At 42.6% G+C, this 14121-nt stretch carries 12 protein-coding genes; 5 read left to right on the plus strand and 7 right to left on the minus strand.

The window, feature by feature from the left end:
* Nucleotides 1-15: 15 nt before the first annotated feature.
* The 7 genes from D7V32_RS11870 to rpmH form a co-directional block, all read right to left on the minus strand.
* Nucleotides 16-249: a helix-turn-helix transcriptional regulator gene (locus tag D7V32_RS11870; RefSeq protein WP_117007993.1), complete on the minus strand. Its 234-nt coding sequence runs from the start codon at nucleotides 247-249 to the stop codon at nucleotides 16-18.
* Nucleotides 250-681: 432 nt separating this feature from the next.
* Nucleotides 682-1923: a tyrosine-type recombinase/integrase gene (locus D7V32_RS11875; protein ID WP_120403071.1), complete on the minus strand. Its 1242-nt coding sequence runs from the start codon at nucleotides 1921-1923 to the stop codon at nucleotides 682-684.
* A 205-nt stretch (nucleotides 1924-2128) separates the two neighbouring features.
* Nucleotides 2129-3484 carry a tRNA uridine-5-carboxymethylaminomethyl(34) synthesis GTPase MnmE gene (gene mnmE, locus D7V32_RS11880; protein WP_120403093.1) on the minus strand — a complete coding sequence of 452 codons (1356 nt, stop codon included), beginning with the start codon at nucleotides 3482-3484 and terminating at the stop codon, nucleotides 2129-2131.
* Nucleotides 3485-3577: 93 nt separating this feature from the next.
* Nucleotides 3578-5344, minus strand: a complete 1767-nt coding sequence (yidC, locus tag D7V32_RS11885) for a membrane protein insertase YidC (RefSeq protein ID WP_120403072.1) — start codon at nucleotides 5342-5344, stop codon at nucleotides 3578-3580.
* 5 nt (nucleotides 5345-5349) lie between these two features.
* Complete coding sequence (gene yidD, locus D7V32_RS11890) at nucleotides 5350-5670, minus strand: membrane protein insertion efficiency factor YidD (RefSeq protein ID WP_120403073.1); 321 nt, start codon at nucleotides 5668-5670, stop codon at nucleotides 5350-5352.
* Nucleotides 5671-5679: 9 nt separating this feature from the next.
* A complete protein-coding gene (gene rnpA / locus D7V32_RS11895; protein ID WP_120403074.1) occupies nucleotides 5680-6075 on the minus strand; it encodes a ribonuclease P protein component in 396 nt (131 codons plus the stop codon).
* A 31-nt stretch (nucleotides 6076-6106) separates the two neighbouring features.
* A complete protein-coding gene (gene rpmH / locus D7V32_RS11900; protein WP_000831329.1) occupies nucleotides 6107-6241 on the minus strand; it encodes a 50S ribosomal protein L34 in 135 nt (44 codons plus the stop codon).
* Between the two features lie 657 nt (nucleotides 6242-6898).
* On the opposite strand from rpmH, the gene dnaA reads away from it, so the two are divergent.
* The 5 genes from dnaA (at nucleotide 6899) to D7V32_RS11925 (ending at nucleotide 13676) form a co-directional block, all read left to right on the plus strand.
* A complete protein-coding gene (gene dnaA / locus D7V32_RS11905) occupies nucleotides 6899-8275 on the plus strand; it encodes a chromosomal replication initiator protein DnaA (protein ID WP_120403075.1) in 1377 nt (458 codons plus the stop codon).
* Nucleotides 8276-8388: 113 nt separating this feature from the next.
* Nucleotides 8389-9537: a DNA polymerase III subunit beta gene (dnaN, locus tag D7V32_RS11910; RefSeq protein ID WP_120403076.1), complete on the plus strand. Its 1149-nt coding sequence runs from the start codon at nucleotides 8389-8391 to the stop codon at nucleotides 9535-9537.
* Between the two features lie 26 nt (nucleotides 9538-9563).
* Nucleotides 9564-10646: a DNA replication/repair protein RecF gene (gene recF / locus D7V32_RS11915; RefSeq protein ID WP_120403077.1), complete on the plus strand. Its 1083-nt coding sequence runs from the start codon at nucleotides 9564-9566 to the stop codon at nucleotides 10644-10646.
* Nucleotides 10647-10692: 46 nt separating this feature from the next.
* Nucleotides 10693-13161: a DNA topoisomerase (ATP-hydrolyzing) subunit B gene (gene gyrB, locus D7V32_RS11920; protein ID WP_120403078.1), complete on the plus strand. Its 2469-nt coding sequence runs from the start codon at nucleotides 10693-10695 to the stop codon at nucleotides 13159-13161.
* 167 nt (nucleotides 13162-13328) lie between these two features.
* Entirely contained in the window at nucleotides 13329-13676 is a 348-nt protein-coding gene (locus tag D7V32_RS11925) for a hypothetical protein (RefSeq protein ID WP_120403079.1), read from the plus strand.
* Nucleotides 13677-14121 lie beyond the last annotated feature (445 nt).

Genomic DNA, 14121 nt, shown 5'->3' on the forward strand with positions numbered 1-14121 from the left:
CCTGTTTCATGAGAATTAGCCCTCCATCTTTTCGATAGAGGTACGGCTTGCTATACGCTCTGAAATCCATAAATCAATCTCTGATTCAAGCCAAGCGACACGGCGTTCAGATATTTGAATTGGCTTAGGGAAATTGCCTTTTGCCATTTCTGCATAGATAGATGAAGCTCCAAAGCCTGTTTTGGCTTGTACTTCTTTACGGCGGATTAAACGTAGATTTTGAGCGGTTTGCTCATTTAAGATATTCATAATATCTAAGCTCCCAAATAGGATATGCCTAGACACAAAATTAGAAATGAAATGTAATTTTTAGATAAATATCTGATTAATAAATATAAGAATATAGTCACTCAATTTGAGTAACAATTAATATTTGCAATTCTAGTTGCAAATCCGTACACACGGTTATACTATAAAAATCAGTTTTGAATCGTTTACATTTCTAAGATTCCTTAGTTTTGTGCCTTGCAACGGCGATTTTCAAACATGGTGAAGCGCTAACTTCACCGACCAACCCGATGCGCTAACATCGGGTTTTTAATGCCCACTGATTTCAATAGAACCCAATGAACTAAGTGCATAATGTGGGACATTTTTCTCTTTTGCAACATTAAAATTAAAAAATATTTAATCTAAGTTACTGTATTAATTGCAATTATAATTGCAACCGTTAAATACTCACTATATCTCTTTGATTTTTCTAGCTTCATTAAAAAATACAATGTTGCTTTCATAAATAATATTAAAAATATATTCACTCCATTTTTTCATCATCTCTATACGTTCTTTCTCATACTTAGCCTTATTGTAGACACCTCTAACGCCTTTCACGGTGTGATTTAAACAAGCCTCAATTGCATCACTATTAAAGCCTTGCTCATTCAGATGTGTACTCGCTGTACGGCGTAAATCATGCACAGTGAAATCAGGTATTTCTGTTAATTTTAATGCCGACTTTTGCGCCGTATTAAAAGCGTTATGACTGATATGCGTACCACTCTTGCGCCCAACAAATACATAAGGCTCATTGCCTGCAATGGTCTTCAATTCCTTAAATATCTCTATAACTTGATCAGACATATAAACAACCATTTCACGGCTATGACCAGTTGCACTATCCGCCTTTGTTTCAGGGATTAGCCATAAGCGTTGTTCAAAGTCGATATGCTCCCATTTGGCCCTCAGTAGCTCTGATTTACGCACTAAAGTAAGTAATGACAGTAATAAGCCTAATTTACGTGGACGGTAAATACGTGAGTTTAAAAGGGTAGTGTAGTAAATGCGGATTTCACTAATACTTAAATATCTGTTTCTAGGTACGGCTTTATAAATATGTCGTGTTGGGATAGCTAATACTGGGTTGTATGGGACTAATCCAAGCGTCATTGCATAGTCAAACATACGCTTTAATAAGCCTCTGACTTGGTTAGCTGCGGCATCATAGCCTTGCTCTTTCTTACGCCATATCACACGACGTACATCATCAACACTGATCTTATCTAATGCAATGTGACCTACCATAGGGTAAATATCATTGTTTAAACATAAAACCATGTTGTAAGGATTTTTACGTTCTTTAGAAATGACCTCTTTTAAATAGCGTTCGCCGTAGTCTTTAAACAATACCCCTTGCGGTTTGTTCTTTTCCTTTTTAGGTGAAAACCCTTTCGCTACCATTGAAGCCGATTCATCACGTAACTGTCGGGCATCTTTAAGAGATAGATCAGGATAACGACCTAAAACAAGCCGTTCTTGTTTGCCATCCAGTGAATAACGATAGTGCCAAGACTTTACTCCCGATTCCTTAACCTCAATGAATAATCCGTTATTCAGCTTGTCTTTAACTGAGTATCTTTTTTCTTGTGCTTTAAGGTTTTGTATTTCTCGATCTGTTGAGAAAAACAAGCCGTTTGTCTTTGGCATTATTCTAGTCACTCAAATATAAAAATAAGATTCTATTGTCACGTAACTATTAGGTGACTAAAAAAATCATAGCACTAGATGAACTAATAGAACATATAGGAACAATATTAAGGCATAAAAAAAGCACTAAGTTATTAAAACTTAATGCTATTTAATTAAAGTTAAAACTTATTGGAACTTATTGGAACATTAGCTTAAATTGAAATTACTTTCCAATACAAAAAGAACCGAAAATTTTCCCCAACAAGTCATCTGCGCTGAAATCACCAGTAATTTCACCTAAAGCATTTTGCGCTAAACGCAAAGATTCAGCCACCAGTTCACCAGCGTGATAAACCGTCAGCTGCTCACGCGCTTCTGCAAGATAGTACTGTGTGCGCTTCATCGCATCTAAATGGCGTGTACGGGCAATAAAGGTATCTTCTTCAGGCTGGAAGCCTGCATGCGCTGTAATCGCCTCTATGAGCGCCTGAACGCCTGTTTCCTGCTTCGCTGATACTGTGACATGGCGAAAACCCTGCAAATCGCTCAGCACCGCCTCCGAACCTGTTAAATCGCATTTATTGCCTATCAGCATTAAACGTTTAGGCTCAATATGCTCTGCAAAATACTCTTGCGCCAGCGCCAGCGGATCTTCGCCTTGACTTAGGTCATAAACCAGCAGCAGCAAATCCGCCTGCTCAATTTCTTTAATCGCACGGCGGATACCTTCTTTTTCAACAACATCGCCTGTTTCACGCAAACCTGCTGTATCTGTCAACGTAATAGGCAAACCATTCAGCGTAATCTTTTCATGCAGCACATCACGCGTCGTCCCCGCAATATCCGTCACAATAGCGCGCTCAATCCCAGCCAATGCATTCAGCAGGGAAGACTTGCCCGCATTCGGCTTGCCTGCAATCACCACCTGCAAACCTTCACGCAGCAGCTGGCCTTGGCGTGCAGACTGCTGCACTGCAGTGACAGATGCACTGACCTGATCCAATAGACCTAAAATTTTGCCGTCTGCCAAAAAGTCGATTTCTTCTTCTGGAAAATCAATCGCCGCTTCAACATGCAAACGCAAATGAATCAGGTTTTCCAATACTGCATTTACTTTTGTAGAAAAAGCGCCTTGCAATGAGCGCACCGCAGAACGCGCTGCCGCTTGCGATGTCGCATCAATCAAATCTGCAATGGCTTCGGCCTGTACCAAGTCCATTTTGCCGTTTTCAAAGGCGCGCATGGAAAACTCGCCGGCTTTGGCTGCAATTGCGCCTAACTCCAGCAAACGCGCCAGCAGGGCATTTTGAATTACAGGGCCGCCATGGCCTTGCAGTTCAACAACATCCTCACCAGTAAATGAGTTTGGATTCGGGAAGCAGATCACTAAACCCTCATCCATAATTTCATCTTGGGCATCCAAAAACTTACGGAAGCCCGCATAGCGCGCTTTTGGCAATTCTGTTTGGCACAAAGCCTCAGCAATCGCATATGACTTTGGCCCAGAAAGACGGATAACACCGACGCCGCCGCGCCCTGGAGGCGTTGCAATCGCAGCAATCGTAGTTCGGTTTTGCATAGTGTTCACCTGCAGAAATATAAAAATCGGGCCAAAGAAAAATCCGCCTAAGATTACCATCTTAAGCGGATTTATTCAGCCCATCAGCAATGCTTAGTTTGCTGAATCGGCACCTTCACGTTTTAAACGTTCTTTTTCAACAGCTTTGTTGATCATGCCTTGCTGCAAGATCGTAATACTGTTGTTGACAATCCAGTACAGCACTAGGCCAGCTGGGAAGAACAGCATAAATACAGTAAAGATAATCGGCATAATCTTGAAGACTTTCGCCTGCATTGGATCTGCTGGCTGCGGGTTCAAACTTTGCTGGATGAACATTGTTGCACCCATCAGCAATGGCAAGATGAACCATGGGTCCATTGCAGACAAATCTTGAATCCAGCCTAACCACGGTGCATGACGAAGTTCAACCGATTCCATCAACACCCAGTACAGCGCAAGGAAGATTGGCATTTGCAGCAATAATGGCAAGCAGCCCGACAGCGGGTTCACTTGTTCACGCTTATACAGCGCCATCATTTCTTGCGAGAAACGCATACGGTCTTCACCGAACTCTTCTTTCATACGCTGCATTTCTGGCGCAATCACACGCATTTTCGCCATTGAGCGGTAGCTCTTAGACGACAGCGGCCAAAGAATCAATTTCACAAGAATCGTCAATAGAATAATTGACCAGCCCCAGTTGCCTACTAAGCCATGGAAGAATTGCAAGCCAATAAATAATAGCTTAGCAATTGGCCATAACCAGCCATAATCCACAGTTTGGTTCAAGCCAGCAGCCAAATCTTTCAATTCAGACTGAATTTTTGGACCAGAGTAGAAGGTTGCATCCACTTCAGCAACCGTACCTGCAGGCACATTAATCGTTGGCGAAGTAAAGCCAATGATATTCATGTCATCTGAAGATTTACGCGATTCAAGCTTAGCCGCATACTGCTGGCCATTGCCCTGCGTTAATTTCAGCTCGCCTGGCACCCAAGCGCTGACAAAGTAATGCTGCACAACTGCAACCCAGCCGCCTTTTGCTTCAACATTCAGCTTTTCTTCAGTGAAGTTGGCAAATTTCAGCTTGTTGTATTGCTCATCCGGTGTCCCCCAAGCGCCGCCCAGGAACGTACCCAAAGTGAAAATACCCTGATCCGACTTGCCTGGATCATCAGAGTTATCACGTTTGATTTGACCGAACATCTGGCCTTGCCAGTTTTGCGCGCTGCGGTTCACCACTTTGTGGTTCACCACAATCGGGTATTCGCCTTGCGTGAAAGTGAAAGTCTTGATGATTTCCACACCATCAGCCGTTTTGTAGACCATCGGCACCGACAGTACTTGATGCTGTTTGCCGTCTTTGTCTTTAGATGCTTTCGCATCAGCTAATGTATAGGCTGACTTTTCAATTTCATAAGACGGGCGGCCCGCACGGCTGCTGTCTGGACCATTTAGGCCAATTAAGCCAGACTGAGCGACATATGTGCGCTTAGCATCGCTTTCCAGCATAATAAATGGCTGATCACTGTCTTTATTTTTGTCATGGTTGAGTAATTCAACACGAACAATATCACCGCCTTTAGGATTAATCCAAAGATGGTAAAGGTCAGTTTTCACTGAAATAAGCTGTTGGCTTACTGGTGCAGTTGCATCTGCTGTCTGTTGAGCTGGCACATTTGCTTGCGGAACATCAGTGGCTGCTGATGCTGTCGCTTGGCCATTTGGCAAATCTGCAGATACTTCATGCGAAACTGCTGCAGCTTCAGGCTGTGCTTTGTTTTCCGCATTTCCATAATCTTTTTGCCAAGCCAAAATGAGCAAATAAGCGACAACAAACATGGCTCCTAGAATGGCAATCCTGGCCCATTGTTGCATATCTATTACCCCAAATGGTTAGAGTGTTTTTGATTCATAAAATGATCACGAAAGGGTACAGCAACGTGATGCTTTTGAGAATCTATTTGCTGAAATGAAATAAAACGAATTGCTTTAGCAGGCACAGGGTCATACCCGGAACCTCCCCAAGGATGACAGCGGCAAATACGATGAACAGACAGCCAAACACCACGCACAGCGCCATGCCGATGGATTGCTTCCAAAGAATACTGTGAACAGGTTGGAATATAGCGGCAACGGGGACCTAATACAGGACTGATCGCTATTTGATAAAAACGGATGAACCAATGCAGTAAGCGTACCATTGGCCGTCTCTACTTTTTCGGTGAGGAAGGTGCTGTTTTTGAATGCTTTTTGGCAATACGTTGAAGCTTTTGCCAAGCAAATTGTAATTGCTGGTGCAATTCCGCATTAGGTATTGCTTCTATACCCTGTTTAGGCATAACCACAATATCCAATACATCTAATTGCTGCTGATGCAAGCGAAAACTTTCGCGAGCCAGACGTTTTACTCGGTTTCTTTCATGCGCGCGGCGCACTTTTTTCTTAGCAACAACAATACCCAAACGGCTTTTAAGCTGTTCGGACGGTTTTGCAAGAAATAAGAAATGGGGCTGATGCACTTTAAAAAGCGCACCATCGAAGACACTTTTGTAGTCGGCAGCACAGTGTATTCTTACATCTATGCCAAACTCATAAAGTGCTGTCATCACGCCCAAGTCTTTTTTTAGCGTTAACAGATTAAACTGTTAAGCTATGACGGCCTTTTGCACGGCGACGAGCTAATACTTGACGACCAGCTTTAGTAGCCATACGAGCACGGAAGCCATGAACGCGTTTACGTTTCAATTCAGAAGGCTGGAAAGTACGTTTCATATCGAAACTCCAAAAATGATCTTTCTATGAAGGTCCGCGATTTTAGTGCTCATTGCTTGAGCTGTCAATTAAAAACCTGCTTTCTTTCAAAAAGAAATTAAGTTAAAGCATCGATATGTTCGTCACTGGGAAAAATTAAAAATTTTGCAATTAATATACTCACAAGTTAAAGCACTGTTTATAATAAGATATATAGTTACCAACAAGTTTAACCACAAATTTATCCACAGCGCGTTCCTCATTACCTCTTCTTTTTATTTTAAATTTAAATTTATACCCTTTTTTGAATTATCCCCAGAAATTAAGGTCTTTATAAATAAATTCAAATTTATAAATTTAAATTTATTACTACTAGTGTTGTGTTTTTCTGTGGAAATCATATTTTTTTAAATAAAAAACAAAACTTTATATTGTGAATAACTATGTTTCTATAATTTTGATACTTTGTGGATAAGTTTATGGTATATTTTATCCACAGCTTGAGGATAAGTTTATCCACATGGGTTTTAAATTTAAATTTATGCACTGAAATGTTCTTTTTTGAACAGAATTTGCTGAATTAATCATGACAGATGTGGATAACTTGGTTAGAATGGCGGCCCGCTTTGACGGGCTGAATATTTTTTATATGCGCAATGGAATGAATAGGGGTTTCACATGCTTTGGACGGACTGCTTAAATCGCTTGCGACAAGAGCTCTCTGGAAATGTCTTTACGATGTGGATCCGTCCTTTGGTCGCAGAAGAGACTGAAGACACCCTTCGTTTATATGCGCCTAATCCATATTGGACCCGCTATATTCAAGAGCATCATCTAGAGCTTATTACAATTTTAGCGGAGCAGCTTTCTGAAGGCCGTGTGCGTAAAGTCGAAATTTTGGTGGATTCACGGCCTGGCGCAATTCTATCGGCCAGTGAGCAGCCGGCAACAACAACTGCAGCGCTATCTGCTGCGCCAGCTCCTCGTCCAAAAAAAGAACGTGAAGAGAGCGCTTCTGTAAAACAGAGCCGCAAGCGTCAGCTGAATCCATTATTTACCTTCTCTTTATTTGTGGAAGGCCGTTCAAATCAGATGGCTGCAGAAACTTGCCGCAAAGTATTAACACAATTAGGCGCATCACAGCATAATCCGCTGTTTTTGTATGGTCCGACGGGTTTAGGTAAAACGCATTTAATGCAAGCTGTGGGTAACGCACTGCTGCAGGCGAAACCGAATGCGCGTGTCATGTATATGACTGCCGAAAGCTTTGTGCAGGATTTTGTCAGCTCTTTGCAGCAAGGCAAGGTTGAAGAATTTAAAAAGAATTGCCGATCTTTAGATTTGCTTTTGGTGGATGATATTCATTTGCTGGCAGGTAAAGAAGCCAGTTTGGTGGAATTCTTTTATACCTTTAACGCATTGCTGGATGAGTCTAAACAAATTATTTTAACATCTGACCGCTATCCAAAAGAATTGACCGAATTGGACCCGCGTTTAGTTTCACGTTTTTCTTGGGGATTATCCGTTGGTGTTGAACCGCCGGATATTGAAACCCGAATTGAAATTTTGCTGAAAAAAGCGCAAAGCAATGATGTTGAATTGCCGCGCAACTGTGCATTGTTTATTGCGCAGCAAGTGGTTGCCAATGTGCGTGAATTGGAAGGCGCGTTAAATAAAGTTGTGGCTATTTCACGCTTTAAAGGCACACCAATTGATTTGGATGTCGTGCGTGAGTCTTTAAAGGATGTGTTGGCCATTCGTGCGCGTACTATCAGTACCGAAAATATTCAGCGTGTGGTCAGTGAGTATTTCCGCATACCTTTAAAAGAGTTGCTGGGTCCTAAACGAACCCGTATTTATGCGCGTCCGCGCCAGTTGGCTATGGGGCTTTCCCGTGAGCTGACAGGTGACAGTTTTCCTGAAATCGGTATGGCTTTTGGCGGCCGTGATCACAGCACAGTGATGCACGCTTGTGAGAAGGTGCTGAGCCTGCGGGAGGAAGACCCGATTTTCAATGAAGACTATAAAAATCTGCTTAGATTGCTGCAAAGCTAAAGCTGTTTTTGCTTAAATTCTATTCTTGCAATGCGGCAGTATCTGCCGCATAGTACACTGCTAAAAAATTAATCTTTATCTATTCTTAATCTTCAGTTTTAGAGGAATGTATCGTGCGTTTAAAAATCGCGAAAGAAAGCTTACTGAATGTTCTATCACATGTCGTAGGAGCGGTCGAACGTCGCCATACCTTAAATATTTTATCTAATTTGAAGATTCAGGTGACTGAACAAACATTGACGATTACAGGTTCTGATCTGGAAGTTGAATTGGTTGCTTCGGTGGCTTTACCTGCCGGCGCATGCCTGCAGGCAGGTGAAACAACAGTGCCTGCGCGTAAGCTGGTTGATATTTGTAAATCGCTGCCATCAGCTGCACTTATTGACTTGCAAATTACTGAAGACCAGCGCTGTATTTTAAAGTCAGGAAACAGCCGTTTTGTGCTAGGTACATTGCCTGCAGAGGATTATCCGCTGCTGACCACTGAAAATACGCAGGGTACAGACATTACGGTGACACAGCGTGAGCTGAAGCGTTTATTTGAAAAAACGGCATTTGCGATGGCAGTGCAGGATGTACGTTTTTATTTGACGGGTACTTTGCTTGAAGTAGACCAAAATCAGCTGCGTGCAGTCACTACGGATGGCCACCGTTTGGCGCTGTGTGAAACAGCGGCTGTATCAAATGCAGCTCAGGCGGTTCAAGCGATTGTACCGCGTAAAGCCGTAGGCGAGCTGCAGCGTTTGCTGAGTGTTGAAGATGAACAGCTGGTGCTGCTGATTGGCCGAGAGCTGCTGAATGTTACGATCAGCATCCCAAGCCGTGACAAAGAGCAGGGCGAGTTGATTGTACGTTTCACGACAAAATTGATTGATGGTAAATTCCCTGACTACCGTCGCGTTATTCCGCGCGGCGGTGATAAAAATGTGCGTATTGCGCATGATGTCTTTAAGCAGTCGCTGCAGCGCGTTGCGATTTTAAGTAATGAAAAGCTGCGCGGCGTGTTTTTGAATTTTAACCCAGACTCTTTGCAGCTTCGTGCGAATAACCCAGAGCAGGACGAAGCGATCGAGGACTTAGCGATTCAATATGCAGACTCATCAATGGAAATGTCATTCAATGCGCAGTACTTGCTGGATGTGCTGAATGTGCTGGACGGTGAAGATGTATCTATGACTATGACTGAAGCCAATCAGTCTGTGCTGGTGCAAGATCCGCTGCATGAAGATCAAACTTATGTTGTGATGCCGATGCGTGTTTAAATAGCGCTGAATACTGTAAAACAGCTATGCAAATTACGCGTTTACATATAGAACGTGTTCGAAATTTAAAGACGGTTGCACTCGCAGGATTGCAGCCGTTTAACGTCTTTTATGGTCAAAATGGTTCCGGTAAAACCTCGATTTTAGAGGCTATACATTTACTGGCGACGGGCCGTTCTTTCCGCACGCATATTCCTAAAAACTACATTCAAAACCAAGCGAACGATGCGATTGTTTTTGCGCAGTCGGCAGCCGATAAAATTGGAATGCAGAAATTCCAAGGCGGCGAGCAGATCATTAAAGTCAATGGTGATTTGGTTGCGACGCAAGGGCAGCTGGCAAAAATTTTGCCGCTGCAGCTGATTGATCCGCAAAGTACAGACATTATTGATCATGGCGCTAAACCGCGCCGTCAAATGATGGACTGGATGATGTTCCACGTGGAACCGGAGTTTTACCATGCTTGGCAATACTATGCGCGGGCGCTGAAACAGCGCAACAGCCTGCTGAAGTCACAGAGCCGTTTAAGTTTAAGTGATTTAGAGCCGTGGAACAAAATGCTCAGCGATTATGGTGAAATTTTACATTTGCAGCGTCAGTCTGCAGTGGAGCAATGGCAGCGTTATTTGCAGCAGGATTTAGCTCAATTGCTGCCAGATTTGCAAATCAGCCTCGAATATTATTCAGGCTATCATCATGAGACTGGCTTGCTGAATGATTTGACCAACTCACATTATAAAGATCTGGAGCGGCGCTATACTGAATACGGGCCGCACCGTGCAGACCTGCGTTTAAAGACCTCAATGGGAGATGCTGATACTGTACTTTCCAGAGGTCAAAAAAAGCTTCTTCTGACGGCGCTAAAGCTGTCTCAGATTGCAATGCTGCATGCCTGCAATAAGGAAACTGTGGTATTATTGGATGATGTGACAGCAGAATTAGATTTAACTGCACAACAACGTTTAATTGAGCGCTTAAGCCAGCTTGGCAGCCAGGTTTTTATGACCACTTTAGATCACGAATCAGTTAAGCAGCACATGCATGATTTATCTATTTCCTATCAATTATTCAAGGTTGAAGGCGGTGCTGTTCAGCTTGCTGTGCAATGATGATTTACCCATTTTGGATAGACCTATTTTTCACTAGGGAGAAACCATGAGTTCAGAAGAGCAATCTGTCTCTAATACAGAACAAACCAATGAAAAGGCTTATGATTCCTCTAGTATCAAAGTATTGCGTGGCCTAGATGCTGTTCGTAAACGCCCAGGCATGTATATCGGTGATACAGACGATGGCACAGGTTTGCATCATATGGTATTCGAAGTTGTCGACAACTCAATTGACGAAGCTTTGGCAGGCCATTGTGATGAAATTCTGGTAACGATTCACGAAGATGAGTCGGTTAGTGTGTCTGATAATGGCCGCGGCATTCCAACAGATATTCATCCAGAAGAAGGAGTATCTGCTGCTGAGGTGATTTTAACCATTCTGCATGCAGGCGGTAAGTTTGATGACAACAGTTATAAAGTGTCAGGCGGCTTGCATGGTGTTGGCGTTTCAGTTGTAAATGCTTTATCTGAAAAATTACTTTTAAATATTAGCCGCGCGGGCAAAACTTACGAACAAGAATATCGCCATGGCGATCCTGTTTATAAGCTGCGTGAAACAGGCGTAACGGATGTTTCAGGAACAACTGTACGCTTTTATCCAAGCGCGGAAACTTTTAGCCAAACAATTTTTAATGTTGATATTTTGGCCCGCCGTTTACGCGAACTTTCGTTCTTAAATGCGGGTGTTCGCATTGTATTGCGTGATGAGCGTATCAATCTGGAGCATGTCTATGATTATGAAGGCGGCTTGTCAGAATTCGTTAAATATATTAACGAAGGCAAAACTCATCTGAATGATATTTTCCATTTCACAGCGCAGGCAGATAACGGTATCGGTGTTGAGGTTGCTTTGCAATGGAATGATTCATATCAGGAAAATGTCCGCTGCTTTACCAATAACATTCCGCAAAAAGATGGCGGTACGCATTTAGCAGGTTTCCGTGCAGCTCTAACTCGCGGTTTGAACAGCTATATGGAAAGCGAAAGCTTGCTCAAAAAAGAGAAAGTTGCAGTTTCCGGTGATGATGCGCGTGAAGGTTTAACAGCAATTGTTTCTGTTAAGGTGCCTGATCCTAAATTCTCTTCGCAGACCAAAGAAAAATTGGTATCAAGCGAAGTGAAGTCTGCTGTAGAGCAGGCGATGAATAAGTCCTTTGCTGAATACTTGCTGGAAAATCCGCAAGCCGCGAAATCGATTGCGGGCAAAATTATTGATGCAGCCCGTGCGCGTGATGCAGCCCGTAAAGCGCGTGAAATGACACGCCGCAAGAGCGCACTGGACATTGCAGGCCTTCCGGGGAAATTGGCTGACTGCCAAGAAAAAGATCCAGCATTGTCGGAACTGTATTTGGTCGAAGGTGACTCTGCGGGCGGTTCTGCCAAGCAGGGCCGTAACCGTAAGATGCAGGCGATTTTACCGCTGAAAGGTAAAATTCTGAATGTGGAGCGTGCGCGTTTTGACAAGATGATTTCATCTGCTGAAGTCGGTACGCTGATTACTGCGCTTGGCTGCGGTATTGGCCGTGAAGAATATAACCCAGACAAATTGCGTTATCATAAAATCATTATTATGACCGATGCTGACGTTGATGGTTCACATATCCGTACGCTGCTGCTGACTTTCTTCTTCCGTCAAATGCCTGAACTGGTTGAGCGCGGCCATATTTATATTGCGCAGCCGCCGCTGTATAAGCTGAAAAAAGGCAAGCAAGAGCAATATATTAAAGATAATGATGCTTTAGAAACTTACTTAATTTCCAGCGCGATTGACGAGCTAGAATTGCATGTCAGCGCAGATGCGCCGGCGATTCGCGGTGACGCTTTAGCAAAAGTGATTGCCGATTACCAAACCTCACAGAAGAGCTTGCATCGTTTAACCGTGCGTTATCCTGCAAGTTTGCTGGATGCTTTGATTTCTGTTGAAGGCTTTAAGCTGGATCAGATGACAGACCGCACATATGTGGAACAGTGGGGTGAGCAGATCCGTGCTGCAGTTGAGCACGCACAGCCAGCTTTACGTCCAGAATTGAGCTTCGAAATCTTTGAAAAAGAAGCTGCTGATGGCCAGAAAGCAGAGGCATATTTGCCGCGTATTACGATCTATGTACATAACCTGCCGCATAGTTATCTATTAGATGCGGGCTTGCTTGGCTCCGGTGAATATGCGCGCTTGCTGAAAAATTCGAAGAGCTGGTTTACTTTGCTTGAAGAAGGCGCCTATTTACAGAAAGGTGACCGTAAAATTATGGTCAGCTCTTTCCATCAAGTGTGGCAGCAAATCCTGCAGGATTCGCGCCGCGGCATGATGATTCAGCGCTATAAAGGTTTGGGCGAGATGAATGCTGAACAGCTGTGGGAAACCACGATGGATCCTGAAAACCGCAACATGCTGCAGGTGACAGTTCAGGATGCGATTGAAGCTGACCGAATGTTCTCTTGCTTAATGGGTGATGATGTTGAACCGCGCCGTGCATTCATTGAAGAGAATGCATTGAATGCGGATATTGATGCTTAATCCGTTACAGAAAAATTTTAAAAAGCGCCCTTCGGGGTGCTTTTTTTTATGCTAATGTAGCTGAATGATGGATAAATTATAATCAAATTAAATCATGCTTAATGCATTTAATGAAGGTGTCATATCGGTCTGGAAGCATGTTTTACTATCAAAATATGAGGTGAAAAATGATGGATAATCAGCTGGAACAGATTCGTGATATTTGGGTCAATGCATTTTTTACAGGCAATTATGAGGTGCTGCTTCAGTATGAAGATGAGCGCTTTAAGGTGGTATATGAGCAAGATGGGCGCATAGAAAGCAACTTTACCCGTTACGAAAGAATTGCACATGCTGTCAAAAATGGCGTATGGAAGCCGCGTAAACCAGACGTAGAATTCGAAGAATATGCATTTGACCGTGAGCAGGAGAACTGTAAAATTCTGATTGGATTAACTGAAAATAGGCAAAGGATTCAGGAGCTTTGGCATTTTGATCAAAGCTGGAAGATTACAGAGCTGCGGTTTCTGAAATAAAAAGAATAGGGTTTTAGCCAATAAATATAATGCTTATAAGAACAAGTTTAGTCATCATGTGTGGATAATTATTTTAATCATAGAAAAAGATAGGCGGTACAAAAATAAAAATTATCCACAGTTTGGGTGTGAAATTAAAATGAATTTAAAGGTATAGTGTGGATTGTTTTTAAATTTAAATTTTTTAAAATGAATTTAAATTGCGGTTTTAAATTTAAAGCCTAATTTTGAATTTAAAAGCAATGGGTATGCAAATTTTGTTCTTCAATGCGGATTGCTATTGATTCAGCTTTATCACTTTACAAAATTGTGCTCGATCAGCTGTTTTATTTCTTTTGCAGGATTATATTTCGGGTTTAGCCGTTTGGTTTTTGATTGTTTATTTTTAATAAAAAATCGCCGTGGAACATTTATTTCACGGCGATCTGTTAGGTTTAGCAAAACT

Source organism: Acinetobacter tianfuensis (assembly GCF_003611465.1).
GTDB lineage: Bacteria > Pseudomonadota > Gammaproteobacteria > Pseudomonadales > Moraxellaceae > Acinetobacter > Acinetobacter tianfuensis.

Coding starts and splice junctions, on each gene's coding strand:
- D7V32_RS11870 (WP_117007993.1), bottom strand. CDS start 249: ATGAATATCTTAAATGAGCAAACCGCTCAAAATCTACGTTTAATCCGC.
- D7V32_RS11875 (WP_120403071.1), bottom strand. CDS start 1,923: ATGCCAAAGACAAACGGCTTGTTTTTCTCAACAGATCGAGAAATACAA.
- mnmE (WP_120403093.1), bottom strand. CDS start 3,484: ATGCAAAACCGAACTACGATTGCTGCGATTGCAACGCCTCCAGGGCGC.
- yidC (WP_120403072.1), bottom strand. CDS start 5,344: ATGCAACAATGGGCCAGGATTGCCATTCTAGGAGCCATGTTTGTTGTC.
- yidD (WP_120403073.1), bottom strand. CDS start 5,670: ATGGTACGCTTACTGCATTGGTTCATCCGTTTTTATCAAATAGCGATC.
- rnpA (WP_120403074.1), bottom strand. CDS start 6,075: ATGACAGCACTTTATGAGTTTGGCATAGATGTAAGAATACACTGTGCT.
- rpmH (WP_000831329.1), bottom strand. CDS start 6,241: ATGAAACGTACTTTCCAGCCTTCTGAATTGAAACGTAAACGCGTTCAT.
- dnaA (WP_120403075.1), top strand. CDS start 6,899: ATGCTTTGGACGGACTGCTTAAATCGCTTGCGACAAGAGCTCTCTGGA.
- recF (WP_120403077.1), top strand. CDS start 9,564: ATGCAAATTACGCGTTTACATATAGAACGTGTTCGAAATTTAAAGACG.
- gyrB (WP_120403078.1), top strand. CDS start 10,693: ATGAGTTCAGAAGAGCAATCTGTCTCTAATACAGAACAAACCAATGAA.
- D7V32_RS11925 (WP_120403079.1), top strand. CDS start 13,329: ATGATGGATAATCAGCTGGAACAGATTCGTGATATTTGGGTCAATGCA.